The sequence below is a fragment of the Caballeronia sp. LZ032 genome, from assembly GCF_031451315.1.
GTDB lineage: Bacteria > Pseudomonadota > Gammaproteobacteria > Burkholderiales > Burkholderiaceae > Caballeronia.
The window spans coordinates 1052295-1077737 of the sequence record NZ_JARUXP010000004.1 but is presented as its reverse complement, the minus strand read 5'-3'; the positions used below and the strand labels follow the sequence as shown (position 1 = coordinate 1077737).

Genomic DNA, 25443 nt, shown 5'->3' with positions numbered 1-25443 from the left:
CCAGAATGCAAACTCAACCTCCGAAAAAGGGCTCGGATCATGGACATCGATACGAACGGCGTGCGGATACACGTCGAGGAACGGGGTAGCGGCGGGCTCGCCTTGGTGTTCCTGCACTACTACGGCGGCTCGTCGCGCACCTGGAATGCGGTTGCCGGCGATCTGAGCAAGCGCTTCCGAACCGTGGCGACGGATCATCGCGGCTGGGGCGCTTCCAGCGCGCCCGCCGATGGCTATCGCATCGCCGATCTCGCCGCCGACGCCGAAGGTGTCATCGACGCGCTGCGCCTGCAACGCTATGTGATCGTCGGCCATTCGATGGGCGGCAAGGTCGCGCAATTGATTGCATCGCGCAGGCCGCGCGGGCTCGCAGGTCTGGTGCTCGTCGCGCCTTCTCCGCCGACGCCGACCCTCCTTCCCGATGAACAGCGCGAGACTCTGGCCGGCGCGTATCAGTCGCGCGAAGCGGTGGAGTTCGTCATCGATCACGTGCTGACCGCAAGACCGCTCGATGCCGCGCGGCGTGAGCAGGTCATCGAGGACAGTCTGAAAGGCGCGCCGCAGGCGAAGCTGGCGTGGCCGAACGTGGCGATGCGCGAAGACATCGGTGTGACGGCGGGCGCGATCGACGTGCCGGTGATCGTCGTCTCCGGCGAACTCGATCAAGTGGACCCGCCCGACACGCTGCGCGCGGAACTGATGCACCGCATTCTGCAAGCGACGATGCACATCCTGCCGGGCACGGGCCATCTTTCGCCGCTGGAAGCGCCCGGCGAACTGGCGGCCATCATTGCGCGCTTTGCGGAAGCGGTCGGGGACGGCCGTTAGCGCAAGCGCAGGTAAGGTTATGCGAGCAACTCGCGCAGTCCCGTCGCAGCGGCCTTCGCGACCTTCACGAGCCGCGCCGCGCTCATGCCCTCGCGCGCGCAGCCCGACAAGCCGGACATCACCACCGACACATAGTCCGTCGCGCCGTTCGCCTGACGCGGATGCGTCTTCGCGACGAATTTGCGGATCTGCGCCCGACGACGTTCAGCAGCTTGTCGCGCGAGTGAAGCACTTTCACTGTCGCCGTTGCCGCGCGCGCTTTCCAGCACGAGGCAGCCGGTGCATTCGGGATCGCGTGCATAACGCCGGGCCGCGCGTTCGAGCAGATCCGCAAGGGCTTCGACAGGCGGTCGATCCTCACGCAGGATCTCCGTCAGCGCAAGTTCGCTGCCCGTATAGCGCGCCAGCACGTGCTCGAAAAACGCCGCCTTGCTGCCGAACGCCGTGTAGAAACTCGGCGGCGTGACGCCGAGCGCATCCGTGAGCGCGCTCAGGCCCACGGCATCGTAGCCGGCCGCATGGAACATGCGCTGGCCGATTGCGAGCGCCGCGTCGGGATCGAAGGCGCGTGGACGCCCGCGCCCCGGCTTCGCTTCCCTTTTTAAAATAGCGGTCACTATCAAAACTCCTTGCGGCCCGGTTTCCGGAAATATATAGTGGCCACTAGTTTAATTCAAGCTGCTTGACCGACAGGAGCGAGGCCATGGAAATCGGCATGATCGGACTGGGCGCGATGGGACGCGCCATGGCGCGCAATCTGGCGCGCGCGGGACATACGGTGAAGGCATGGAACCGTTCGGGCGGATCGGTTGAAGGCGTCACGATGGTGGCATCGCCCGCTGAAGCTTTTCAGAGCGACGCGGTCTTCACCATGCTCGCAGACGACGACGCCATTCGCTCGACGTTGCTCGTCCCCAACGTGCTCGCTCACGCAAGACCCGGATTGGTGCACGTGCTTTCATCGACGATCTCGGTGGCGTTCGCGCGCGAGCTGGTCGCGGCGCACGAGGCGGCGGGCATCGCGTATGTTTCCGCGCCGGTGCTCGGACGCCCCGACGTAGCGGCGAAAGGCGAACTCAACGTGCTGGCAGGAGGACCGCCCGATGCATTGGCGAAGGTGCGTCCGCTGCTTGAAGTGATCGGCGGACGCATCTGGGACATGGGCGATCATGCGCCGACTGCGAACGCCGCGAAGATCGCCTGCAACATGATGATCACGATGGCGATCGAAGCGATGGCCGAAGCCGTGGTGCTGACCGAGGCGAACGGGCTGCCGCGCGAACGCTTCTTCGACGTGATCCTGAACACGCTGTTCGGCAGCCGTTCGTATCAGGTCTATTCGGCGAACATCGCGAACGAAAACTACGAGCCCGGCTTCAAGGCGACGCTCGGGCTGAAGGACTTGCGGCTTGCATCGGAAGCCGCGGACGATGCCGGCCGCATCCTGCCGATGCTGTCCGCCGTGCATGGCCGCATGCGCGAAACCGTCGAGGCGGGCTTCGGCGAACGGGACTGGTCTGCCATGGCGGCATTCACGATTGCCGCGCCGGGGAAGTGATCGAAGCGGCTGCGCTGATCACGCGTTGACGCACCTGAACCCGGCGTACACATACTGGTAATGCCCCTGGAACCAGTTGCGGAAGCTCGGCCGCAGCATGCAGGCGGCCGTGCGCGGCGAGCCGCCCTTGATGACGAAGTGCTTGCCGTCGAAGAAGTTGGCCGAATAGCCCAGGTAGAACGGAAACGGTTCGAAGCCGTCCAGCGGCGCGAATTCCGTCGAGGTCCATTCCCAGCCATTGCCGAACTGGCCTTCCACGCCGAATTCGCTGCGGTTGTCCGGATGCGCCTGTACCGGCGACGGATCCCAGCGGCGGAAATCGAAGTTGCCTTCCGCGACATGCGGCGCACCCGAGGCCGCGCGCTGCCATTGCGCCTCGCTCGGCAGCTTCTTGCCAGCCCAGCGGGCATAAGCCTTCGCCTCGGCATGACTCACGAACACCGGCCAGTCGAGCGGCAGCGCGATCTCGTCGAACATCGTGCGAAGCGTCCACGCGGCGCCCGACGGAATCCAGAAGGCCGGATGCGCGATGCGCTGTTCTTCCTTCCATGCCCAGTCGGCATCGTCCCAGACGGCGCGGTTCGAATAACCGCCGGCCTCGATGAAACGCAGCCAGTCGCCGTTCGTGACCATGTGGCGGTCGATCTCGAACGCGGGCACGTCGACGCGCTGTTCACCGAATTCGTTGTCCCAGCCGAACAGGCCGCTGTCGCGCGCCAGACCCAGCGTCACCGTACCGGCCGGCACGCGCACGCTCTCGTGCGCGAGCGGACGGTCCGAGCTGCGGTCCGACAACGCATCGGACGGCGCAATTTTTCTATCGACCGGCAATTGATGCAGCATGTACGCGAGCGTTTCCGCATGCATCAGACGATGCTCGATGGCGACTTCGAGCAGTTGCGCGGGTGATTCGTCCGGAGAAAGCGGGGCTGCCGCCAGTTCGACCGGATCGAAACAGGCGTCGATCGCCGCCCGTACCGTGTCGCGATAGGCGCGCACTTCGTCGAGCGTGGGCCAGTCGGCGGGTTGATCGGTGGGCAGGCCGCCGTCCACCGGATCGATGCCGAACGCGAACAGCTGGTCGTAGGCGGGATTCGGGCTCGGCAGGTCGAACAGGCGCTGGTCGAACAGATTGCGGTCGAAGGCTTCCAGATGCCCGATGTAGAACACGATCCGATGCCGCTCGGCAATCGGCCTGTCATACAGATGTTCGGGCTTGACGACGCCGAAAAGTTCGTCGGTGACGCGTCGGGCCTCGGCGAGGCGTTCGAGCAGAGGGTGACGCAGTGAAGGTTCGCGATTCATCTCGCTCATTCTCCTTGGCAGGCCAGCTAGGCTAAAGAGCCTAATGCGTAGCGAGCAGCGTGCCAACTGAAAAATGAGCGCCGATTATTCTCACTCTGGAAACAATCGGCGGCGGATCCGCGCCAGGCGGGGCGGAGATCAGACGGCGCGCAGGCCGTCGAAGTCGCGGATGCGGATGAATTTGCCCTGCGTTTCGATCAGCCCCGAGCGGTCGAAGCGCGACAGCGTGCGGCTCACGGTTTCGAGCGTCATGCCGAGATAGCTGCCCATGTCGTCGCGCGTCATGCGCAGCGTGAACTCGGACGCCGCATAACCCCGCCGCGAAAGTCGCGAGGAAATGTCGAGCAGCAGGCGCGCGACGCGTTCGTCGGCGCGCAGCATGCCGAGCCTGACGACGTGATTCACTTCCCGGTTCAGCGCGTGACTCATCATGCGGTGCAGGCGCTTCTGCAAGGCGTCGGTCTCGCGGCACATGCGCTCGAACAGCGGGTAGGGCACCACGCACACGGTGCTGTCCTCCAGCGCGACGGCGTCGCAGGTATGCACGCCTTCCTCGATGCTCTCGAAGCCGACCGCGTCACCGGCCAGCAGCAGGCCGGTGACCTGTTCGCGGCCGCCGTCCTGCGCGACAACCTTCTTGAGCGAGCCGGCGCGCAGCGCGAACAGGGCGTCGAAACGGTCGCCGGCGCGAAACAGCGCTTCGCCCCGTTTGACCTTGCGCGTGACGGAGATGATGTTTTCCAGCTTGGCGACGTCGCTGGTGCAGAGTCCTTCAGGCATGCAGAGATGACGCATGGCGCAGGTGGAGCAATTTGCCGCGTTGCGCCGCGCGCGGTGGGTGTCGGACAGTGCGCTCATGGGCTTCGTTTATTGATGAAAGACAAACGATTTTCCCACGCTGCTTTCCGCCCCCAGCGTGGAAAATTGACGCAGGCTGCAACCCGTACAGCAATTTTTACATCAGGCGTCCGCGGCTTTCTCGTCGGCTTCCTCGTCGGCTCCCGCGGCGGATGGAATCAGCAAGACCGGCAGCGTCGCCTGGCGCAGGCAGCGTTCGGCCACGCTGCCGAGGATCAGCCGCCGGAAGCCCTTGCGGCCGTGCGTGCCCATGATCAGCAGGTCGGCGTTGAAGGCCGCGGCCGCCTGGATGATGAGCGTCGCGACGTCATCGCTGGCGGTGGCCTCCACCGTCACCACATCGCCGGCAATCCCGCGCGCCTGCATGGCGGCGGTGGTGTCGCGCGCCAGTTCCGCGCTTTGCTCCATCAGGCTCTTTTGCAGCGAGGTCGGATCGTAACCGGGCACGTCCATGTACATGGGGCCCGTCTCGACGACGTAGTACGGCTGCATGACCGCGTGATGCGTGGCGGCGAGATCGAGCGCGGCCTCGAACGCGTGTTGCGAGGTGCGGCTGCCGTCGATGGCGACGAGAATGCGTTGGAACATGACGATTTCCCCCTGAAGACGATCGAGTGGCGTACGGCGGGCGATGCGTGTGTCCCGCCGTGCCTTCGGATGATAAGGCGCGCGTCTTGCCGTGCCGTGCGGCTTTTTGGCGAAAGGTCGATCCCGCGCAAGGCAGGCCGTACAATTCGTCCTTCTCGGCATCAGCGGCCGCTTAATTCGGCGGCCGCGATCTCCTTGTAGCATTTCTTCCGCCTGCCTGCCTGACTCACCGTGACCCAGACGCCGCCCGCCGCACCCGCCCTCGCTTTCAGAACCGCCCTCTACGCGATGCTCGGCATCGGCCTCGTCAACATGCTGGTCGCGCTCGACCAGACCGTGGTCAGCACGGCCTTGCCGTCGATCGTGGCCGAGCTGCACGGCTTCGAGTTCTACGCGTGGATCGCAAGCGCCTATCTGCTGGCGTCGGTGGTGACGGTGCCGGTGTTTGGACGGCTCGGCGACTACTTCGGGCGCAAGCGCTTCGTGGTGGCGGCGGTGATCGTGTTCACGCTGGCCTCCGTCTTGTGCGGACTCGCGCCGAACATGCTGTTCCTCGTGCTCGCGCGCGGCCTGCAAGGCGTGGGCGGCGGCATGATGGTGGGCACGGCGTTCGCATCGATTCCCGACTTGTTCCCCGATCCGCGCACCCGCGTGCGCTGGCAGGTGGTGCTCGCGGCGGCGTATGGCATCGGCACGGCGGCCGGGCCTTCGCTGGGCGGCTGGATGAGCGAGCACTGGGGCTGGCGCTCGACCTTCCTCGTCAATCTGCCGGTCGGCATCGCGGCGCTGTACTTCATCTGGTCGCACCTGCCGAACCTGCACCGGCCGCGCGCGGGCGGCGTGAAGATCGACTGGACTGGCGCGGCGCTCGTCGGACTCGTGCTCGGCGGCTTCCAGGCGCTGATCGAGGCGCTGCCGAAGGACGGCTTTACGACCGGCAACATCGCGCTGGGCGCGGGCGTGGCGGTCTGCGCGGCGGCGCTGCTGATCTGCGAGCGGCGCGCGACGCATCCGATCATCCCGCTCGACATCTTCCGCGACGCCCAGCTCAACACGCTCTTCACGCTGTCGTTCCTGGCGGGCTTCGTGATGTTCTCGCTGATCTTCTTCGCGCCGCTGCTGCTGCAGGGCGGTTTCGGCCTGTCGCCGCAGCAGGCGGGCCTGCTCGCGACGCCCATCGCCGCGTGCATCGCGCTAGGCAGCTTCATCAACACGCGCATCGTGATTCACATGAAGAAGCCGGTGAACATCCTGTCGATCGGCTTTACGCTGCTGCTGGTCGCGTCCGCTGCGCTGGCGTTCGCCCGCATCTCGACGCCCCATGTCTGGATCGAACTGCCGATGGCCGCCATCGGCATCGGCCTGGGCTTCATCCTCAACAACATGAACATCTTCGGGCAGGAGATCGCGGGCCGCGAGCGCTTCGGCATCACCACGGCGCTGCTGCAATCGACCCGCATGGTCGGCGGCATGATGGGCACGAGCATTGTCGGGACGATCGTCGCGCATCATTACGCGAGCGTCGTCGAGCGCACGGTCAGCGTACTCGGTCCGCAGGTTTCGGCACAGTGGCTGCCGCGCATGGCCGATCCGCGCATTCTCGTCGACGAAGCGCTGCGCGAACATCTGCTCGGCGAACTCAACGCGGCCGGCCTGGACGCGCCTGCGCTGTTCGACGCCGCCCGCGACGCCCTCGTGCAGTCGATTCACATCGGCGTGATGCTGACGGCCGTCGCCGCGCTGGTCGCGGTGCTGCTGGTGCGGCGCATCGCGCACATCACGTTCCGCAAGCCGGCGGCGAAGGCCTGAGCCCGCATTGACGCGCCGTTCTCAGGGCCTGTAGCTTCTGCCTGGTGCAGGTGTGCACGTCTGGCCGCCGCGACCGTGCATCGCGTTTGCTTCACCCCTTTCCATCGCGGATTGCATGGAACGCTTGGCGCAACCCGCGAGTCTTCGCATTAGCGGGCGGCGCGAGCGCAAGGCTGGCCGCTCCCCCTGCCATCACCATGAGGAGCTGACATGAAGATCACCGGAGAGATGCTGATCGGCGCATCGGCCGTGCGGGGCACCGACGCCACGCTCCGCGCGTTCGACCCCGCGCGCAACGCGGACCTGGAGCCGACCTTCGGCGGCGGCGGCGCGGCGGAAGTCGCGCGCGCCTGCGAACTCGCGGACGCCGCCTTCGACGCCTACCGCAACGCCCCGTTCGAAACGCGTGCGCAGTTCCTGGAGGCGATTGCGGACAACATCATCGCGCTCGGCGATCCGCTGATCGAGCGCGCCATGGCCGAATCCGCGCTGCCGAAGGCGCGTCTCGAAGGCGAACGGGCCCGCACGGTCGGGCAGTTGCGCCTGTTTGCATCGCTCGTGCGCGAGGGCCGCTGGCTCTGCGCGACGCTCGATTCCCCCCAGCCCGAGCGCAAGCCCTTGCCCCGTTCCGACCTGCGTTTGCAAAAGATTCCCGTCGGACCGGTTGCCGTGTTCGGCGCCAGCAACTTCCCGCTGGCGTTCTCGGTGGCGGGCGGCGACACCGCGTCGGCGTTCGCGGCGGGCTGTCCCGTTGTCGTGAAGTCGCATCCGGCGCATCTGGGCACCGCCGAACTCGTCGGGCGCGCGGTGCAGAAGGCGGTCGCCGACAGCGGCCTGCCCGAAGGCGTGTTTTCGCTGGTGGTCGGCGAAGGCAATGCGATCGGCGAGGCGCTCGTCGCGCATCCGGCCATTCAGGCGGTCGGCTTCACCGGTTCGCGGCGCGGCGGGCTGGCGCTCGTCGATATCGCGGCGAAGCGTCCCGTGCCCATTCCCGTCTTCGCCGAGATGAGCAGCGTCAATCCGCTGTTCGCGCTGCCCGCCGCGCTCGACGCGCGCGGCACCACGCTGGCGGCCGCCTTCATCGATTCGGTCACGCTCGGCGTCGGCCAGTTCTGCACCAATCCGGGCCTCGTGATCGGCCTCGACAGCCCCGGTCTCGACGACTTCATCGACAGTGCCTCGGCCGCGCTGGAGAAGAAGGGCACGCAGACCATGCTCACCGCGGGCATCGCGGCGGCTTATGCGGACGGCGTCGGCAAGCGCGACGAAAGCGCCACGCGCATTGCCACGGGCACGCAGAGCGAGGCGCACAGCGGCGCGTTGCCGGCGCTGTATCGCGTGAGCGCGGACGAGTTTCTCGCGCGGCCGCAACTGGCCGAGGAGATCTTCGGGCCGACCTCGGTGATCGTCGTGTGCCGCGACGAAGCGGAGATGAGCGCCGTTGCGCGCCATCTCGAAGGCCAGTTGACCGTGACGCTGCTGATGGACAAGGAGGACATCGACCTCGCGCGGCGGCTGTTGCCGGTGCTGGAACGCAAGGCCGGGCGCATCCTGGCGAACGGCTTCCCGACCGGCGTCGAGGTGTCGTACGCGATGGTGCATGGCGGCCCGTTTCCGGCGACCTCGGACAGCCGTTCGACGTCGGTCGGCGCGATGGCGATCGAGCGTTTCCTGCGCCCGGTGTGCTATCAGGATCTGCCTGCGGCGCTGCTGCCGGCCGCGCTCGCGGATGACAATCCACTCTCGTTGTGGCGGCTCAGGGACGGCGAGCTCGGGCCGAACTAAAGCGAGGCTAGCGGGCGATTATCTGTGTCGAGAATAAACGACGTTTATGCGCGACACAGATAATCAGCGCGGTTTGACGCATATCTGCGTGACGCATAAAATGCGTTTATTCTTCTCGCAGATATTGCCCGCCATGCATCAAGTCATTGCAACCGTGGGACACATGGGCCATGTGCTCGCTGCCGGCCGCAGGCGCGCCGGCCTGACGCAGGCGCAAGCGGCGGCGCGCCTGGGCATCAGCCAGAGCCGGGTATCGACACTCGAACGGGACGCCCGCGCGCTGACGCTGGATCAGATGCTGGCCATGTTCGGCGTGTACGGCCTGCAATTGCTGGTTCAGGACCGGCCCGAAGCGGGGTTGCTCGAGTTGGGCGAGCCGGACGGAGCGAACTGGTAATGGCCGGACGCCGGCCTTATTCCCGGGCCTTGTCCATCTGGGCCAACGGTCTGCGCATGGCCACCTGGCGTCTGCCCGCACGCGGCCCGGCCGAACTGCTGTACGACGATGCGTGGCTGCGCTCCGACGAGGCGCGCGCGCTGTCGCTCTCGCTGCCGGTGCCGCTGGACGGCGCGCCGTTGCGCGGCGAGGCCGTGCTGAACTACTTCGACAACCTGCTCCCCGACAGCGAAGCGATCCGCCGGCGCATCGCCCAGCGCTTCCAGACCGGCAGTCTCGATGCCTTCGATCTCCTGCAGGCCATCGGCCGCGATTGCGTGGGCGCGGTGCAGTTGCTCGGCGAAGACGAAGTGCCCGAGGGCGTCGAGCGCATCAAGGGCGAGACGCTCGGCGAGGAGGACATCGAGCGGCTGCTGAACCAGGTGGCGGGCGGCCTGTCATTCGGCGTCGACGATGAAGACGACTTCCGCATCTCGCTCGCCGGCGCGCAGGAAAAGACCGCGCTGCTGCGCCACGACGGGCGCTGGCTCAGGCCGCACGGCGCGACGCCGACCACTCACATCCTGAAGCTGCCGCTCGGTCTGGTGGGCAATCGCCGTGCGGACCTGACCACGTCGGTCGAAAACGAATGGCTCTGCATGCGCCTACTGCGCGCGTTCGGTTTGCCGGCAGCGCACGTGGAAATCGCGACCTTCGGCGCGCGGCGCGTGCTGGTGGTGGAGCGTTTCGACCGCCGCACGCATCCCGACGGCGCCTGGATCCTGCGCCTGCCGCAGGAGGATTTCTGCCAGGCAAGCGGCCTGCCGCCGCATCGCAAGTACGAGCACGACGGCGGCCCCGGCGTGCTGGATCTGGCGCGCGTGCTGCAACAGTCGAGTGCGGCGCGGCGCGACCTCGAAACCTTGCTCACCACGCAACTGCTCTTCTGGCTGCTCGCCGCGCCGGACGGACACGCGAAGAACTTCAGCCTGCATCTGCTGCGCGGCGGGCTGTATCGGCTCACGCCGCTGTACGACGTCATGTCGATCTGGCCGGTGGAAGGCGATGGCGCGAACCAGTGGTCGTGGCACAAGGCCCGGCTCGCGATGGCGCTGCCGGGCAAGAGCCGGCATTACGCCTTTCGCGACATCCGGCGGCGGCATTTCAACGCGCTGGCGCTCAAGTCCGGTTACGGCGAGAACGCCGAGCCGGTCATCCAGAGGATCATCGAGCGCACGCCCGCGGTCATCGAGGAAGTCACGGCACAGTTGCCCGCCGACTTCCCGCCGCGTGTCGCGCAGCGCATCTTCGACGGACTGCGCCGGTCCGTGGCCGCGCTCGACGCCATGCCGCCCGCATGATGCCGCGCTCATGAACGCATTCAAGGAGACGAACAACCATGTCGAGTGATTCGCGCCGCTATCCCGACCCCGCCATCCGCGTGCTGGATCCGCGCTTCAACGCGTTGCGCGTGGCGGCGGCATCGGTCGAATGTCTTTATCAGGGAACGCGCTGGTCCGAGGGACCGGTCTGGTTCGGCGACGCCCGCGCACTGCTGTGGAGCGACATTCCGAACAACCGCATCCTGCGCTGGGACGAAGAGAGCGGCCAGGTGAGCGTGTTCCGCAAGCCGTCGAACAACGCCAATGGCAACACGCGCGACCGCGCCGGACGCCTCGTGACCTGCGAGCATCTGACGCGGCGCGTGACGCGCACGGAATACGACGGCTCCATCACCGTGCTCGCGGGCCGTTACGCGGGCAAGCCGCTGAATTCGCCGAACGATGTCGTCGTGAAGTCGGACGGTTCGATCTGGTTCACCGATCCGGCGTTCGGCATCGACGGGTTCTACGAAGGCGAAAAGGCCGCGGCGGAGCTGAAGCCATGCGTCTATCGCGTGGACGGCCAGAGCGGCGAGATCACGATGATGATCGACGACTTCATCGGACCGAACGGCCTGGCGTTCTCGCCGGATGAATCGGTGCTGTACGTGGTCGAGTCGCGTTCCGCGCCGCGCAAGATCTTCGCGTTCGACGTGCTCGACGGCGGCCGGCGCCTCGGCAAGCCGCGCCTGGTCATTGACGCGGGACCGGGTACGCCGGACGGCTTTCGCGTCGATATCCACGGCAACCTGTGGTGCGGCTGGGGCATGGGCGACGCGGAACTCGACGGCGTGCGCGTGTTCTCGCCGCAAGGCGAAGCGCTGGGCCATATCGACTTGCCCGAGCGCTGCGCGAACGTGTGTTTCGGCGGGCGGCACCGCAACCGTCTGTTCATGGCGGCGAGCCATGGCCTCTATGCGCTCTACGTCAACACGCAAGGCGTGCAGGGCGGCTGAAAGCGCTCACGCGCGGCCGATCTTCTCCATGATGCGCTCCGGATGCGGGCTGGCCGCGAAGCCGTGGCGCGCGTAGAGGCGGTGGGCATCAGACGTGACGAGCATCATGCGCCGCAGTCCTTGCAGGTCGGGATGCGCCATCACGCAATCGATCAGCCACACGCCCAGACCCGCGCCGCGATGCGCGGACAGCACGAAGACGTCGGCGAGATAGGCGAAGGTGGCGGTATCGGTGACCATGCGCGCGTAGCCGATCTGCTCGTCACGCAGGAACAGCCCGAACGCGAGTGAATGGCGCGCCGCGCGTTCCACCTTCTCGCGCGCGATACCGGGCGACCAGTAAGCCTCTTCGCTCAGGTAGCGATGAATGACATCGAAGTCGAAGCTGTCGATGTCCGTGCTCACGCGGTAGTCGTCCCGGGTCCATAGCATGGCGCCGCTCCATTCGTCATGAAGCGCCGAGCTTAGACGATCGCCTTGTCATGCTCCATGCACAGTTGGCAGCGAACAGCGGGCGTAACTCAATGCACGCAGTACACGCGCCCGGTTTCGGCGCCCTCGACGCTGCGGCTGTATGCCAATGCCACGCGCGCGCCGCTGGCAGCCTCGAAGCCGCGGAAGTAAGGGCCGAAGCTTTCGCGCGCTTCTTCGAGCATCGTCGGGCTGACGGCGTTGATGCGCAGGCCGCGCGGCAGTTCGATCGCGGCGCCGCGCACGAAGCCTTCGATCGCGCCATTGACGGCGGCCGCGCTCGCACCTTGCAGGATCGGTTCCGCGCCGACGATGCCGCTCGTCAGCGTGAACGAACCGCCGTCGTTGAGATGATCGCGCGCGGTGAGGACGAGATTGACCTGACCCATCAGCTTGTCGTCGAGGCCAAGGCGGAATTGCTCGGGCGTCATCTTCACGAGTTCGCCGAAATGGACGTGACCGGCGGCGGCGACGATGGCATCGACCCGGCCGATGGATTCAAAAAGGCGTTTGATGCTGTTGAGGTCCATCAAGTCGACGCGATGTGCGCCGCGCGTGGCGCCGATCTCGATGACTTCGTGGCGGGCTGTGAGTTCGTTGGCGACAGCCTGGCCGACCGTGCCGGTCGCGCCGATGACGGCAATTTTCATGATGTGGGCTCGCAAGCCAGGGCGTGAGTAATAACGATAAACCGCCTTGCATTGTGCGAGCCGGCGGACGCGCGAAACAGCCGCGCCCGCTTCATGGATTACAAACGTGCGGTTTCGAATGCGCCGGCGTTAGAGGGTGTCAGCGCCTTGCGATACGCGGCGGCATCGGCGAGACGAGATACAGGGACGCTGCCAGCTTGCAGACCAGACCGGCGCCGCAGACCAGTGCGGCGGCGGGGAACGCATGCCATTGCATGCCGATCGTCGGCGCCACCAGCGCCACCGAAAGAATGCCGATGGCGACTGTAAGCCAGCGCGCCCATTGCAGCCGCGATGCAACGCACACATACAGCATGCCGATCAGCACACGAGAAACAATCGACGCCGCCACCGGATGGCTCGATGCATCGCCCGGCAGACCGATGGCAAGCGCCAGCGCGAATTCGGCCCATGAAAGCGCGTAAGCGGCGCCGAGACACGCCATCGCGGAGGTGAAGCGTTGTTCCGGCGCGGTCAGCGGCTGCTGCGTTGCAGGAAGTGCCTGAAGGTCTTCCGTGTTGTTCTGATAGCCGTCGTACGCATGGATCGTCGTCATTGGCCTTCCCCTTATCGATCTACGGTCAGTCGCGTTGTTTTTGTGCGGCGCATGGTCGCGAGGAAGCATGCGCAACCATCGTGCCTGCTGCGGCAGTTCACTTTGCCGCCAAGGCACGCGCGTTGCAGGTATCCGGGGCACGCACCCCAACCCAAGGAGCCAGCAATGAACACCAAGGAACAACACCCGCATTCCGAACGTGACGAAGAGGATCTCGACAAGGCCGTCGAGGATACTTTCCCGGCGAGCGATCCTCCCGCGACAGGCGGCGTGACCCGCATCGAGTCCGATGAGGAGTCGAAGGAAAAGAAGTGACGCTTTGGGTTCGGCTTCGGCCGAGACTGCAATTGCATGTGCAAAGCCGCATCATCGATGCGGCTTTACTCTTCCCATGAGCCTCAACCCGCCTTAGCCGCGATCGATTTCGAACAGCCTGGAAGGACGCAGGTGATTGAGCGCGTAGTGCTTGCGACCGCGCAAGGTATGACCGTGCGCATCGCGTCCTTCGAAGCGCACGCGGTCTTCCACTTCCGGAACCGTCGGCGCGACCATGCCGCGATCGATCAGCCGATAACCGCGCTCCAGCGCCAGCAGCAGGCCATTGCGCGCCGGACGGCTATCGAAACCGCCGAGCCCGTCGCCGGGTTCGGGCACATGGTTCACCGGCGTCGCGTTCGAATTGATCACCGCGTCCGGTTGACGCGCGCGCATTTCCATGTCGCGCTGTGCCTCGCGATTCTTGCCGTCGGCGTCGACGGTGTCATCGGGTCCGTCGTCGTTGGCGACATCGACGCCGCGCGGCGGCTTCTCATACGTGCCTTGCGGTCCGATGTGCATGCCATCGCGGGTCGTCTCCGCGCGCACGCCGCTCTGGGCACCAGCGCCCGCATGCGCTTCGCCGCCCGCGGCGGCCTTCTGCGCATCGTCCATCCGCACGTGCGCGGTTTCGGCGCCGGGCGTCTTGATTGGACTGTCGGCGGCGCGCTTCGTCTGCTTGTCCTGCGGCTCGTTTGCTTCAGCGTTGTTCATCGCATTGCTCCGTTGGATCTGAACCAGCCGATTGGCTCGCAAGGTTCGTTCCGGCTTTTTGGCGCCGGAACCGCCGCCCTTGTCGTAGCGCGCCTTGCAGGCAAGCGAAAATTTTCGGGATTTTTTTTCAACCCCAAGCCGATTTCCAGCAAGTATCATTTGGAACCTGTCGGCGGCAAACTGCAAGACGGGATGCGGGCAATCAGGAGGACGCATCCCACACGCCGTCTACGAAGCGCATTGCCATTCGAACGAGCAGGGCACTTTCATACAGGTGACTCATGCAACACGATGCAGCCTTTTCACATCGAGGCTACCTTCTAAACTGCGCGCCCGCCCGGGCCGGAGATGGCAGCTACCAGCCCTACGTGGTGATCTCGCGATCGAGCGACGGTGAACTCATCGCGAACCGCTTCTTTCCCACCGACCTGCGCTTCCGCGACGAACATGAGGCCATTGCGCACGCGCGCGACTGGGCGGTGCGCTGGATCGACGCAAGTAACGTAACGGTGTGACGGTGTTCACGTAACAGCGCGACACGCGGCGCATCAGGCGCTGTGCGGCAAGTCTGGGCAAAACCGGTTACGCTTGATCTTTCATCCGCCGTGCGCGCTGCGTGTCATGGCGGCGGTTTTCCCTCGATCCATGCCCGCCCATGCAGAACACGCCCAAGTTCGGCGCCGTATCGCCGCTCGAACCTTCTCACGAGATCTCCCGCGACGCCGCCCAGGAATGGGGCCTCGTGCGAATCGTCGCTGACCTGCGCCAGTCGCGCGAGGAACTGCATCGCACGCGTCATCCGCTGGGCATACGCGAATTGCCGTCGCGCGAGGCGATCGTCAGGATCGTGAACGGCCTGCGCTCCGCGCTCTTTCCCACGCATTACGGCGCGCCCGATCTGACCGACGAAAGCGTCGACTATTACGTTGGCCAGACGCTGGAGAGCACCTTGCGTCTGCTGCACGAGCAGATTCGCCGCGCATTGCGGTTCCTGCCCGAGCATCGCGACACCGCCGACGCCGAAGTCAGCGCGCGCGCCTTCGCGATCGCACGCGAGTTCGGCGGACAGTTGCCGGCCATCCGCGCGCTGCTCGTCAGCGACATTCAGGCAGCCTTCAGCGGCGACCCGGCGGCACAGCACATCACCGAAATCCTGTTGTGTTATCCGGGCATCTGGGCGATGACGCATCATCGTCTGGCCCACGCGCTGCACAAGCTCGGCGTGCCCTTGCTGGCGCGCTTCATCAACGAGATCGCGCATTCGCTGACGGGCATCGACATCCATCCGGGCGCGACCATCGGGCCGAGTTTCTTCATCGACCACGGGACGGGCGTCGTGATTGGCGAGACGGCGATCATCGGCCAGCACGTGCGCGTGTACCAGGCGGTGACGCTCGGCGCGAAGAGCTTCCCTTCGAGCAGCGACGGCTCGCTCGTCAAGGGCAACGCGCGCCATCCTGTGGTCGAGGACGATGTGGTGATCTATGCGGGCGCGACCATTCTCGGTCGCGTGACGATCGGCCGGGGTTCGGTCATCGGCGGCAATGTGTGGCTTACGCACAGCGTGCCGCCGGGAAGCAATGTGTCGCAGGGCAAGGTGCGCGAAGGGTCGGGCGCCGATGCGCCGGGCAGCGGCTACGGCGCATGAACCCGCAGCGTGCGCGATGAAACGAAAAGGGCCTCGCAGCGAGCGAGGCCCTTTTCACATGCGGGATCGGCCAATCAGGTGTTGGAGACGCTGAACGCGTTCTGATTGCCGACGATGGACAAAAATTCGCGCCGCGTGGACGGGTCGTCGCGGAATGAGCCGAGCATGCGCGACGTCACCATCGAGACGCCGGCCTTGTGTACGCCGCGCGTGGACATGCATTGATGCGCCGCCTCGAGAATCACGCCGACGCCGAGCGGCTGCAAGACTTCGTTCAGCGTGTCGGCGATCTGCGCGGTCATCTTCTCCTGAATCTGCAAACGCTTGGCGAAGGCATCGACGAGCCGCGCCAGCTTCGAGATGCCGACGACGCGTTCATTCGGCAGATACGCGACGTGCGCGCGGCCGATGATCGGCACCATGTGATGTTCGCAATAGCTTTCGAAACGAATGTCCTTCAGGACGATCATCTCGTCATAGCCCTGCACTTCGGAAAATGTGCGCGCCAAGATCTCATGCGGATCCTGCGTGTAGCCCGCGAAGAATTCTTCATAGGCGCGTACGACGCGGCCCGGGGTGTCGAGCAGGCCCTCGCGAGCGGGGTCGTCGCCGGCCCAGCGCAACAGCACACGCACGGCGGCTTCGGCTTCCTCGCGGCTTGGACGATCATCGGCTTTGTCAGCGGGGATGTCCAAGCCTGAAAGATGGTTCTTGCGCGGGGCGCTCATCGAAAACTCCTGTCGGTCGAATGCGAGACGCGCCGGTCATGGAAGGAGACCGGCACGCCGCCATTGTTCCACGTTTTCGATGGCCGCTATGCGGGTCAGGTCTTTCCGCCCCCGTCGATGCCCGAGCCCGTGCGCCATACCTGCTTGCCTTCCTCGGTCAGTTCGCCGCTACTGCGGTCGCGGTCGGGCTCGGTTCCGGGCTGCGCCATGGAGCCGCCTGTCTGCTCCTGCGACGTTTGCTGCTTGCCCTTGCGTTGCGCGATACGGTCTTCCTGCGAACGTCCGGCGTAGTTGCTCATATCGCTTCTCCTTTCGGTTTGAGGCGATAAAAAGCGCGCAAGCCGTGTTCCCGCTGTATGTGTCTAGCGTTGAGCGGGCGGATGTTCCAGGCCGCCGAGCACCATCCACGACACGCCGAACCTGTCCGCGACGATGCCGAAGCGCTTTGCGAAGAAGGTGGGCGCCATGGGCATCTGCACCTGGCCGCCGTCCGACAGCGCGCTGAAATACTGCTCGGCCTGCTGTTCGTCGTTGGCGGTGAGCGAGAGCGAAATGCCCTTGAATTCCGGCTTGCCGTTGCACCAGCCGTCGGATGCCATGACGACGGAGTCGCCGATGGTCAGCGCCGCGTGCATGATCTTGTTCTCCGATCCGGGCGGCATGTTGCAGCCGCCGTCGCTGCCCTGATCTTTTCCGGCTTCGGGATTCTCGCTGTAGCGCATCATCATGACGACCTGGGCGCCGAGCTTCTCGCGATAGAACGTGATCGCTTCTTCACAGCGGCCTTCGAAAAACAGATAGGGTTGCACTTGCATGTCCGCTCCCTGGGTTATGACTTCTCGTCCGGGTCCATATCCATCATCAGCGGCACGGAGGCGTGTTCATGCACGACACGCCATTCGCCGCCGATCTTCCTGAAACATACGGTGGCGCGCACGATGTCGTCCTGCTCGCCTACGGCGACGCAGTTGACGGAATGCGCGAAGGCCAGGTCGCCGCTTGCCGCGACCTCCACGTCCCGCATCTCGAATGCAAGCGGACCTTTCATGCTGTCGAACCAGTGCTGCCAGTGCTCGCGATACGGCTCGACGCCCTTCAGCGATGCAGGCGGCACGACGTCGAACACGACGACATCTTCTGCGTAATGACGCACGAGCGCATCGACATCCTTGGCGAGCACCGCTTGCCGCCATGCTTCGATCAAGGCGCGAATGGCGCGTACCTCTTCCGTTTCCTGCGCACGATCGTTCGACGGGTTCATGAGCGTCTCCTTCCTCCTGCGTTTGCCTGCGACGCGGATTTATTTTTGCTTGTGTACACCGTCCACAAAAAGTAGCAGAGATAATGGACAGTGTCCACATCGGCAAACACCTGAATAATCTGAAATAACATGCCGCCCATGACGAACGGAATGCAGCGCAGCACATATCGCCACGGCGACTTGCGACGCGCGCTGATCGATGCAGGAATTGAACTCGCTCGCGAAGGCGGCCCGGATGCCATCGTCCTGCGCGAGGCCACGCGCCGCGCAGGCGTCGCGCCGAACGCGGCGTACCGGCACTTCGACAGCCGTCAGGAGTTGCTGTCGGCGGTGCGCTCGGCGGCGCTGTCGTACGTTGCGCAGGCGATGGAGGAAGAGCTGGCGGCGCGGCCCAGGAAGCGCAGCCGTGTGGACGCGGCTCGCGCCGGATTGCGGGCGGTCGGCGCCGGATATCTGCGGTTCGCGCAGTCAGAAACGGGGTTGTTCCGCACGGCCTTTGCGGCGTCGCGCACGGAATGGGGCGAGCATGCGGAAGCTTACGGCGCGGGTCCGGGCGGACTCGATCCCTTCCAGTTGCTGAGCCGCGCGCTCGACGACATGGTGACGACCGGCGCCCTCGATGCAGCACGGCGTGTTGGCGCGGAGTATCTGGCGTGGAGCGCGGTGCATGGCTTCGCGCTGCTGCTGATCGAAGGCCCGCTGCAGGGGATGGACGACGCGCAGATCGGGCCGTTGGCAGAGCGCCTGCTCGCGATGGTCGAGCACGGTCTCTGAGACCCAGGCGGCCCTCTGCGCGAATCTACTTCGCTGACGATTCCTCGCCCGCCACCGGCTCGACTACGCTGATGAGCAACAGCAGGCACAGCAGCGCAGTGCCGACCATGTACAGGAACACGGCGGTCCAGCTATAGCGGTCGAGCAGCAGGCCGACAGCGAGTGGTGCGCACGCGCCGCCGATCTGTCCCAGCGAATTCACGATGCCGAACGCGGTGGGGTAGGTGGCTTTGGTCGCAAGGCCCATCGGATAGGCGGAATAGCCCGCGAAGCCGATGCCGAGCATGAGGCCCGCGAGCATCAGCGCACCACCGAGATAGGCGACGCTGTCGGGTGCGTCGATCAGCAGGAAGGTCATGATCATCGTGCCGAGCGCGCCGAGCATCATCATCGGCTTGCGGCGGCCGCCGAGCAGGCGGTCCGAGATGATGCCGCCGAGCATGTTGCCCGTGACTGCGCCGATGAACGGCGCCGACGCGAGAAAGCCCATCTTCACCGAGGCGAAGCCCTTCACCGTGACCAGATAGGTCGGGATCCACGAGATGAAGATGTTGCTGATGCCGATCATGCAGCCATAGCCCAGCGCAATGCCGAAGATATTCCATGAACCGAACACCTGGCGGATTGTCTCCAGCTGCGGCACGCGCTTCGTGCGGTTGATGGCGTCGAGCCGGGGCATCGGCGTCATCTGCGTGCGGATGGGCGCGCGTCCGCCATGCTGGCCGTCGTTCGATTCATCGGCGATATAGCGGCGCTCAGCGGGCGAGCAGAAGCGGTTTTCATCGGGCGAGTTGGTCACCAGCACGAGCCACACGAGCGCCAGCACGATCCCAGGAACGGCGAAGACGTAGAAGATCTCGCGCCAGCCCCACAGATTGATCACGATGATGCACACCGAAGGCACGATCAGCGGCCCGAGCTTGGACGCGGCGATCCACAGGCCGGCGGCCGTGCCTTTCTCGCGCTTGGGAAACCAGCGGTTGATGACGTTGGTGCAGCCGATGCCGAGCGGTCCTTCCGACAGCCCGAGCCCCACGCGATAGGTCATCAGCAGCAACACTGAAGAGGTCGTGCCCATCAGTCCCGTGAACACCGACGTCAGGATCATGAAGACCGAGAACAGCAGCCCGGCAGTGCGTTCGCTGAGCCGCTTGTAGAGCAGGCCGACGGGAATCTGCACGAAGCCGTAGGCGAACGAAAAGAGGCTGACGATCAGGCCGGCCTCGGTGTTGCTGATGTGATATTCCTTCTTCAGATACGGCAATGCGATGCCGAAGTTCGCGCGATCCGCGCAGGCGATGGCCCAGATGCAGAAGATCAGGCCCATCACGACCCAGCGATGTTTCGTGCGCTTCTCAGTGGTGGCGTCCGCATTCGACGAAGCGACGATGCCGTCGGCGTTGCTCATCGTGCTGCCTCCTTGCCGGACGGCGCAGCGACAGTCAGAAAAGGGGGAAATGAAGGGCAGTCAGGGCGCAGGCTCACGCTGTTGTCTCCGGATCGTTATGGAGGCTTTTTTATTGATATGCCTTCCGATGTTTCAAATTGTGGAGACGCCCTGCAAGAGCGTCCAATCTTTTATTGCTATTACCTGATTCCCGGATTGAATCGATGGGCGTTGCATCCAGGAGTGGATCAACTGATAGCGTTTTGGGATTGGACGCGTGCGGACAAAGCACGCATGATGCGCTCCACATCGGTCATCGAATGAGAGGAAGCGCATCACATGAAGCCGCATATTCTGCAACTCAATCCCATCCTCGTTCCCGCGATCAACCAGAAGCTCGATGCCCTCTACGTCATGCACCGGCTATACGAGCAGGACGACAAGGAAGCCTATATTCGCGAGCACGGCGCGGCGATTCGTGGCGTAATCACCGGCGGTCATACGGGCATTTCGAACGACATGATCGAACGCCTGCCGGGTTTGCAGGTGATCGCGGTGAACGGTGTCGGCACCGACGCCGTCGATCTCGCCTTCGCGCGCTCGCGCGGTCTGCCGGTGACGGGCACCTTCGGCGCGCTGACCGAAGACGTCGCCGATCTCGCCATCGGACTGATTCTCACGGTGCTGCGCGAGATCTGCTCCGGCCACGACTTCGTCAAGACCGGCAAGTGGCCCGCCAATCCGAGCCCCGCGGCGATTCCGCTGTCGCGCCGTTTCAGCGGCAAGCGCGTGGGCATCGTGGGCCTCGGCAAGGTCGGCCGCGCCATCGCGCAACGGGCCGAAGCCTTCGGCTGTCCGATTGCCTATACCGACGTGCGCGAGATGAACGACGTCGCGTATGCCTATGTGCCGGACCTGCTGTCGCTGGCGCGGACCAGCGACATCCTGGTGCTCGCCGCGGCTGCGGACAAGGCGCAGGGCATCGTGAACGCCGCCGTGCTCGATGCGCTGGGCAAGGACGGTTATCTGATCAACATTGCGCGCGGCAAGCTTGTGGTGGAGAGCGACCTGTGCGACGCGCTGGCAAGCGGCGCGATTGCAGGCGCGGGCCTCGATGTGTTCGTCGACGAACCCAACGTGCCGGCTGCCTTGCTGGCGAGCGAGCGCGTCGTATTGCAGGCGCACCGCGCGAGCGCAACGGTGGAATCGCGCACGGCGATGGGCGAGATGGTGCTCGCGAGTCTCGCGCAGGCACTGGCGGGACAGCGCCCGGAAGGCAGCCTGACGACCTGATGCCCGCATGAGCCGCGCCGCGACGAACCTATAATGATCGGCACCTCCATCAACGTCGATGACGAATGCTCGATCTCGGACAAGTACGTTGCTTCGTCGCTGCGGCGACCGAACTGAACTTCAGGCGCGCCGCTGCGTTGCTCAACATGACGCAGCCGCCGCTTTCCCGGCAGATTCATCTGCTCGAAGAGAACCTGGGCGTGCAGCTGTTCGAGCGCATCGGCCGCACGGTCAGGCTGACCACGGAAGGCCGCGTGTTCCTCGCCGACGCCACGCGTCTGCTGAATCTCTCCGAACAGGCCGAGAGCACGGTGCGGCGCGCCAGCACGGGCAAGACCGGGCGGGTGCGCATCGCGTTCACCGGCGCGGCGGGCTACGAGCTGATTCCGGGACTGCTCGTCGCGGCGAAGCAGCACCTGCCGGATATCGATGTCGTGTTGCTGGAGATGATCTCGGTGGCGCAGATCGAGGGCTTCGAGGCCAATGCCATCGACCTCGGTTTTCTGCGGCCGTTGCCGTCGCGGCAGAAAGTGGAGTTCATGCTGGTCGAGCGCGAGCCGATGATCGTCGCGCTGCCCGCCGGACATGCGCTATGCGCCTTCCCGCAGCTGGCACTCAGGCAATTGCACGAGCAGGCGTTCATCATGCACTCGCCCGCGCACGGCAAATATTTCCACGACCGCATCATGGGCCTTCTCGCCGCCGAGGACGTGACGCCGCATTTCACGCAATACATCGACCAGACGCCGACCATTCTCTCACTCGTGCGCGCGGGTCTGGGCGTGTCGATCCTGCCGGCGTCGTCGCAGCGCTTTCACTATGACAACGTCGAGTTCCGGGAGATCTCGGGCCACACCGTTCACGCGGAAATGAGCATGGCGTGGCGCACGGACCAGGACAATCCCGCCGTCACGGCCTTCCGGCACATGGCGGCGGACTACTTCGTCAAGCAGCGCGATTGATGGCGCGCGCGGTCGCGTCGATGGCAGCGCGCGCCTTCTGCACGATCTCGTCGATCTCCGCATGCGTGACCACCAGCGGCGGCGACAGCAGCATCCGGTCGTCGCTCGCGCGCATCACGAGATTGCCTTCGAGAGAGAAGTCGCGACATAGCGTGCCGATGGCATCGGCGTTGTCGAAACGCTTGCGCGTGGCGGGATCCTCCGCGAGCTGAATGCCCGCGACGAGTCCCGTTCCCGCAATCTCGCCAACGATCGGATGATGCGCGAGCGCCTCTCTCAGGCACCGCTGGAAATAATGCCCGGTGTCGTGCCTGACGCGCGTCACGATGCCTTCGTCGCGCAGCAGGTTCAGATTCGTCACGGCCACGGCGGCCGCGAGCGGATGCCCGGAATACGTGAAGCCGTGATTGAACTCGCCCCCCTCGATGATCGCATCCGCGATGGCATCCGAGAGCGCGACGGCGCCCATCGGCACGTAGCCGCTCGTGATGCCCTTGGCCATCGTGATGACATCGGGCTCGAAGCCGAAATGCTCATGCGCGAACCATTCGCCGGTGCGCCCGAAGCCGCCGATGACTTCATCGGCGATCAGCAGCACGTCATGCTCGCGGCAGATGCGCTGGATCTCCGGCCAGTAGCTCGCGGGCGGAACGATCACGCCGCCCGCGCCCTGGAACGGCTCGCCGATGAACGCGGCGACCTTGTCCGCGCCGAGTTCGAGAATCTTCGCTTCGAGCTGGCGCGCGCATTCGAGTCCAAAGGCGTGCTGATCCATCGTGCCGCCTTCACCGAACCAGTAAGGCTGGCCGATATGCGCGACGTGTTCGAGCTTCGACAGCATCTGCTCGTGCATGCCGGTCATGCCGCCGAGCGTCGCCGCCGCGATGGTCGAGCCGTGATACGCGTTGTGGCGCGCGATCACATGGCGCTTCTCCGGCTTGCCCTGCACGGCCCAGTAGCGATGTACGGCACGCAACGCGGTATCGTTCGCTTCGGAGCCGCTGTTGCAGTACAGGAAGCGGTTGAAGCGCGCGGGCATGAGTTCCGCGAGCAACGCCGAGAGTTCCGCGACCGGCGGATGCGTCGTCTTGAAGAAGGTGTTGTAGTAGGGCAGTTCGTGCATCTGCCGGCAGGCGGCATCGATGAGTTCCTGCCGTCCATAGCCGAGGTTCACGCACCACAGCCCCGCCATGCCGTCGATGATGCGCACGCCTTCCGAATCCCGCAGATACACGCCTTCGCCCTGCACGATCACGCGGCTGCCCGTGCGATTGAGCGCGCCCATGTCGGAGAACGGATGCAGGTGATGCGCGGCGTCGAGCGCCTGGTAGTGAGCGGTCCAGTCGATACGATCGTTCATGTCTCTATCTCCCTGAGTCAGACGTGCAGCAACAGATGCTTGCGTTCCCATGAACTGATGACACGGAAGAACGCTTCGTTCTCGGTTTCCTTCAGCGCGAGATAGGCGCGCACGAAGGTTTCGCCGAGCAGTTCCGCCAGCGGCTGGCATGCGCCCATCAGCGCGAGGCCTTCATCGAGATTGCGCGGCAGTTGATAAGGCTGGCGATAACCGTCGCTCGCGAGCGGCGCGGTGGGCTCCAGATGCTGCGTCATGCCGAGGTAACCCGCCGCGAGCGTGGCCGCCATCGCGAGATACGGATTGCAGTCGACGCCTGGAATGCGGTTCTCGACGCGTCGCGCCTGCGGTGCCGCATGCGGCACCCGAAAGCCCACGGTGCGGTTGTCGTAGCCCCATTGCACGTTGATCGGCGCGGCCATGAAGCGCGACAGCCGGCGATACGAATTGATGTAAGGCGCAAGAATGGGCATCAGCGCGGGCGTGTACTTCTGCAATCCGGCGATATAGCTGTAGAACAGGCCAGTCGGTTCGCCGTCGCGGCCGGAGAAGAGATTGCGGCCGGTGTCCGCGTCGACGATGCTCTGATGCACGTGCATGGCCGAGCCGGGTTCGTTTTCCATCGGCTTGGCCATGAAGGTGGCGTACATCTGGTGGCGCAGCGCCGCCTCGCGCACCGTGCGCTTGAAGAGGAACACGCGGTCCGCGAGATTCAATGCGTCGCCATGCAAGAAGTTGATCTCCATCTGCGCCGCGCCGACTTCATGGATCAGCGTGTCCACCTCCAGTTCCTGCACCTCGCAATACTCGTAGATGTCCTCGAAGAGCGGATCGAACTCGTTGACGGCGTCGATCGAATACGCCTGGCGTCCGGTTTCCGCGCGACCGGTCCGGCCGACCGGCGGCTTGAGCGGCAGGTCCGGGTCGCGGTTCATGTCGACCAGAAAGAACTCCAGTTCGGGCGCGACCACCGGACGCCAGCCCCTTGCCGCGAACTGTTGCAGCACCTGGCGCAGCACGCGCCGCGGCGAGATGGCGACCGGCGTGCCGTCGAAATGCACGCAATCGTGGATGACCTGCGCGGTCGGATCGGTGGCCCAGGGAATCAGGCGGATCGTGTCGGGATCCGGTACGCAGATCATGTCGGGATCGGTGACGCCGGTGATGCCGGTCTCGGGGTAATCGCCCGTCACGGTCTGCAGCATCACGGCTTGCGGCAGGCGCATCGGCTCGCCCGACTCGAACTTGCTGCGCGGAATGATCTTGCCGCGCGCGGTGCCGGCCATGTCGGGAATGATCGCTTCTACTTCGGTGATGTGATGGTGTCGCAGGAATTCGTCGATGCGGTCCATGGGTGTGCTCTCGTAGATCAGGGCGTGCGCGTCCCCAGCGCCCGCGAAGCATCGCGAGCGCGCAAGGCAACGACGCGCGCGGGTTCCGCGTGCGGTGCGGTCAGCTAAAGCCAGTCAGAAGGGGAAGGAGAGAGGCGCTACGGCAGCAGCGAGGCCGCGCCGACGCAATGCACGGCGATGAACGCGCGCGCGGCAATGGCATTGCGCCGCCGCACGCCGCGGCGGGACAGGGCGGTGAGATCCGACAGGAAGCGGCAGTCGGGAAGCATGCCGCAGCGATCGGTGCAGGCGCGGCGCATGGGCCGGCGTGCCAGAGGGCTTTGGACTTTCACGATGACACTCGTTGAGCGAGTTGAGTCAGGCGCCATCGCCAGGCTGACGATGACCCTACAGCGAGCATATACGAGCCATGCATGCCGTCAACCCCGGTTTTCCATTCGTCCGGGGCGACGGATTTTTGCTTCGCGCGGGCGTCGTTGCACAATTCATCG

General features: G+C 65.1%; 30 protein-coding genes. 14 read left to right on the top strand and 16 right to left on the bottom strand.

The window, feature by feature from the left end:
* Positions 1–39 precede the first annotated feature (39 nt).
* On the top strand, positions 40–828 hold the full coding sequence (locus QCE69_RS32795; RefSeq protein ID WP_309935083.1) for an alpha/beta hydrolase: 789 nt from the start codon (positions 40–42) through the stop codon (positions 826–828).
* Between the two features lie 17 nt (positions 829–845).
* On the opposite strand, the gene QCE69_RS32790 is transcribed toward QCE69_RS32795, so the two are convergent.
* Positions 846–1445, bottom strand: coding sequence for a TetR/AcrR family transcriptional regulator (locus QCE69_RS32790; RefSeq protein WP_309935081.1), 600 nt, complete (start codon positions 1443–1445; stop codon positions 846–848).
* Between the two features lie 86 nt (positions 1446–1531).
* On the opposite strand from QCE69_RS32790, the gene QCE69_RS32785 reads away from it, so the two are divergent.
* Entirely contained in the window at positions 1532–2386 is an 855-nt protein-coding gene (locus tag QCE69_RS32785; RefSeq protein ID WP_309935079.1) for an NAD(P)-dependent oxidoreductase, read from the top strand.
* A gap of 18 nt (positions 2387–2404) precedes the next feature.
* Here the strand turns inward: QCE69_RS32785 and QCE69_RS32780 are convergent, their stop codons facing one another.
* From QCE69_RS32780 to QCE69_RS32770, 3 genes are all read right to left on the bottom strand, one after another.
* On the bottom strand, positions 2405–3691 hold the full coding sequence (locus QCE69_RS32780) for an SUMF1/EgtB/PvdO family nonheme iron enzyme (protein WP_309926820.1): 1287 nt from the start codon (positions 3689–3691) through the stop codon (positions 2405–2407).
* Between the two features lie 138 nt (positions 3692–3829).
* Entirely contained in the window at positions 3830–4549 is a 720-nt protein-coding gene (locus QCE69_RS32775; protein ID WP_309935077.1) for a helix-turn-helix domain-containing protein, read from the bottom strand.
* A gap of 102 nt (positions 4550–4651) precedes the next feature.
* Positions 4652–5137 (bottom strand): universal stress protein, encoded by a 486-nt coding sequence (locus tag QCE69_RS32770; protein ID WP_309926814.1) that lies wholly within the window; start codon positions 5135–5137, stop codon positions 4652–4654.
* Between the two features lie 288 nt (positions 5138–5425).
* On the opposite strand from QCE69_RS32770, the gene QCE69_RS32765 reads away from it, so the two are divergent.
* From QCE69_RS32765 to QCE69_RS32745, 5 genes are all read left to right on the top strand, one after another.
* Entirely contained in the window at positions 5426–6946 is a 1521-nt protein-coding gene (locus tag QCE69_RS32765) for an MFS transporter (protein WP_309927543.1), read from the top strand.
* A gap of 210 nt (positions 6947–7156) precedes the next feature.
* Complete coding sequence (locus tag QCE69_RS32760; RefSeq protein WP_309935075.1) at positions 7157–8731, top strand: aldehyde dehydrogenase (NADP(+)); 1575 nt, start codon at positions 7157–7159, stop codon at positions 8729–8731.
* Positions 8732–8864: 133 nt separating this feature from the next.
* Complete coding sequence (locus tag QCE69_RS32755) at positions 8865–9128, top strand: helix-turn-helix transcriptional regulator (RefSeq protein ID WP_309935074.1); 264 nt, start codon at positions 8865–8867, stop codon at positions 9126–9128.
* Positions 9128–10468 carry a type II toxin-antitoxin system HipA family toxin gene (locus tag QCE69_RS32750; protein ID WP_309935071.1) on the top strand — a complete coding sequence of 447 codons (1341 nt, stop codon included), beginning with the start codon at positions 9128–9130 and terminating at the stop codon, positions 10466–10468. The genes QCE69_RS32755 and QCE69_RS32750 overlap by 1 nt, the downstream gene beginning before the upstream one ends.
* A 38-nt stretch (positions 10469–10506) precedes the next feature.
* Positions 10507–11445, top strand: coding sequence for an SMP-30/gluconolactonase/LRE family protein (locus QCE69_RS32745; protein WP_309926807.1), 939 nt, complete (start codon positions 10507–10509; stop codon positions 11443–11445).
* Positions 11446–11451: 6 nt separating this feature from the next.
* Here QCE69_RS32745 and QCE69_RS32740 read toward each other — a convergent pair whose 3' ends face one another.
* The 3 genes from QCE69_RS32740 to QCE69_RS32730 all read right to left on the bottom strand — a co-directional run bounded on the left by QCE69_RS32740 (position 11452) and on the right by QCE69_RS32730 (position 13161).
* A complete protein-coding gene (locus QCE69_RS32740; RefSeq protein ID WP_309935069.1) occupies positions 11452–11877 on the bottom strand; it encodes a GNAT family N-acetyltransferase in 426 nt (141 codons plus the stop codon).
* A gap of 89 nt (positions 11878–11966) precedes the next feature.
* A complete protein-coding gene (locus QCE69_RS32735; RefSeq protein ID WP_309927542.1) occupies positions 11967–12569 on the bottom strand; it encodes a short chain dehydrogenase in 603 nt (200 codons plus the stop codon).
* Positions 12570–12705: 136 nt separating this feature from the next.
* Entirely contained in the window at positions 12706–13161 is a 456-nt protein-coding gene (locus QCE69_RS32730; RefSeq protein ID WP_309935067.1) for a hypothetical protein, read from the bottom strand.
* Positions 13162–13326: 165 nt separating this feature from the next.
* Here QCE69_RS32730 and QCE69_RS32725 point away from each other — a divergent pair, with 165 nt between their 5' ends.
* Positions 13327–13476 (top strand): hypothetical protein, encoded by a 150-nt coding sequence (locus tag QCE69_RS32725; protein ID WP_309926801.1) that lies wholly within the window; start codon positions 13327–13329, stop codon positions 13474–13476.
* A gap of 93 nt (positions 13477–13569) precedes the next feature.
* Here QCE69_RS32725 and QCE69_RS32720 read toward each other — a convergent pair whose 3' ends face one another.
* Positions 13570–14190 carry a DUF3005 domain-containing protein gene (locus tag QCE69_RS32720; protein ID WP_309926800.1) on the bottom strand — a complete coding sequence of 207 codons (621 nt, stop codon included), beginning with the start codon at positions 14188–14190 and terminating at the stop codon, positions 13570–13572.
* A 281-nt stretch (positions 14191–14471) separates the two neighbouring features.
* On the opposite strand from QCE69_RS32720, the gene QCE69_RS32715 reads away from it, so the two are divergent.
* Together QCE69_RS32715 and epsC are read left to right on the top strand one after the other, a co-directional pair.
* Entirely contained in the window at positions 14472–14705 is a 234-nt protein-coding gene (locus tag QCE69_RS32715; protein WP_309935065.1) for a hypothetical protein, read from the top strand.
* 140 nt (positions 14706–14845) lie between these two features.
* Positions 14846–15838, top strand: coding sequence for a serine O-acetyltransferase EpsC (epsC, locus tag QCE69_RS32710; protein ID WP_409021252.1), 993 nt, complete (start codon positions 14846–14848; stop codon positions 15836–15838).
* Positions 15839–15912: 74 nt separating this feature from the next.
* Here epsC and folE read toward each other — a convergent pair whose 3' ends face one another.
* From folE to QCE69_RS32690, 4 genes are all read right to left on the bottom strand, one after another.
* Entirely contained in the window at positions 15913–16566 is a 654-nt protein-coding gene (gene folE / locus QCE69_RS32705) for a GTP cyclohydrolase I FolE (protein WP_309926799.1), read from the bottom strand.
* 95 nt (positions 16567–16661) lie between these two features.
* Positions 16662–16865, bottom strand: coding sequence for a hypothetical protein (locus tag QCE69_RS32700; protein ID WP_309926797.1), 204 nt, complete (start codon positions 16863–16865; stop codon positions 16662–16664).
* A gap of 63 nt (positions 16866–16928) precedes the next feature.
* A complete protein-coding gene (locus QCE69_RS32695) occupies positions 16929–17381 on the bottom strand; it encodes a VOC family protein (RefSeq protein ID WP_309935064.1) in 453 nt (150 codons plus the stop codon).
* A gap of 14 nt (positions 17382–17395) precedes the next feature.
* Positions 17396–17827: a nuclear transport factor 2 family protein gene (locus tag QCE69_RS32690; RefSeq protein WP_309935062.1), complete on the bottom strand. Its 432-nt coding sequence runs from the start codon at positions 17825–17827 to the stop codon at positions 17396–17398.
* A 138-nt stretch (positions 17828–17965) separates the two neighbouring features.
* Between QCE69_RS32690 and QCE69_RS32685 the strand changes: the two genes are divergently transcribed.
* Positions 17966–18601, top strand: coding sequence for a TetR/AcrR family transcriptional regulator (locus QCE69_RS32685; protein WP_309935061.1), 636 nt, complete (start codon positions 17966–17968; stop codon positions 18599–18601).
* A 25-nt stretch (positions 18602–18626) separates the two neighbouring features.
* Here the strand turns inward: QCE69_RS32685 and QCE69_RS32680 are convergent, their stop codons facing one another.
* Positions 18627–20009, bottom strand: a complete 1383-nt coding sequence (locus QCE69_RS32680; protein WP_309926786.1) for an MFS transporter — start codon at positions 20007–20009, stop codon at positions 18627–18629.
* Positions 20010–20021: 12 nt separating this feature from the next.
* Between QCE69_RS32680 and QCE69_RS32675 the strand changes: the two genes are divergently transcribed.
* The 3 genes from QCE69_RS32675 (at position 20022) to QCE69_RS32665 (ending at position 22243) form a co-directional block, all read left to right on the top strand.
* Complete coding sequence (locus QCE69_RS32675; protein WP_309935060.1) at positions 20022–20312, top strand: hypothetical protein; 291 nt, start codon at positions 20022–20024, stop codon at positions 20310–20312.
* Positions 20313–20327: 15 nt separating this feature from the next.
* Positions 20328–21281 carry a 2-hydroxyacid dehydrogenase gene (locus QCE69_RS32670; protein WP_309820725.1) on the top strand — a complete coding sequence of 318 codons (954 nt, stop codon included), beginning with the start codon at positions 20328–20330 and terminating at the stop codon, positions 21279–21281.
* A 65-nt stretch (positions 21282–21346) separates the two neighbouring features.
* Positions 21347–22243, top strand: coding sequence for a LysR substrate-binding domain-containing protein (locus tag QCE69_RS32665; RefSeq protein ID WP_309926784.1), 897 nt, complete (start codon positions 21347–21349; stop codon positions 22241–22243).
* Here the strand turns inward: QCE69_RS32665 and QCE69_RS32660 are convergent.
* The 3 genes from QCE69_RS32660 to QCE69_RS32650 form a co-directional block, all read right to left on the bottom strand.
* Positions 22227–23603 carry an aspartate aminotransferase family protein gene (locus QCE69_RS32660; protein WP_309935058.1) on the bottom strand — a complete coding sequence of 459 codons (1377 nt, stop codon included), beginning with the start codon at positions 23601–23603 and terminating at the stop codon, positions 22227–22229. The genes QCE69_RS32665 and QCE69_RS32660 overlap by 17 nt on opposite strands.
* Before the next feature lie 17 nt (positions 23604–23620).
* Positions 23621–24952, bottom strand: coding sequence for a glutamine synthetase family protein (locus tag QCE69_RS32655; RefSeq protein WP_309935055.1), 1332 nt, complete (start codon positions 24950–24952; stop codon positions 23621–23623).
* Positions 24953–25089: 137 nt separating this feature from the next.
* Positions 25090–25284 (bottom strand): hypothetical protein, encoded by a 195-nt coding sequence (locus tag QCE69_RS32650; RefSeq protein WP_309935452.1) that lies wholly within the window; start codon positions 25282–25284, stop codon positions 25090–25092.
* Positions 25285–25443 lie beyond the last annotated feature (159 nt).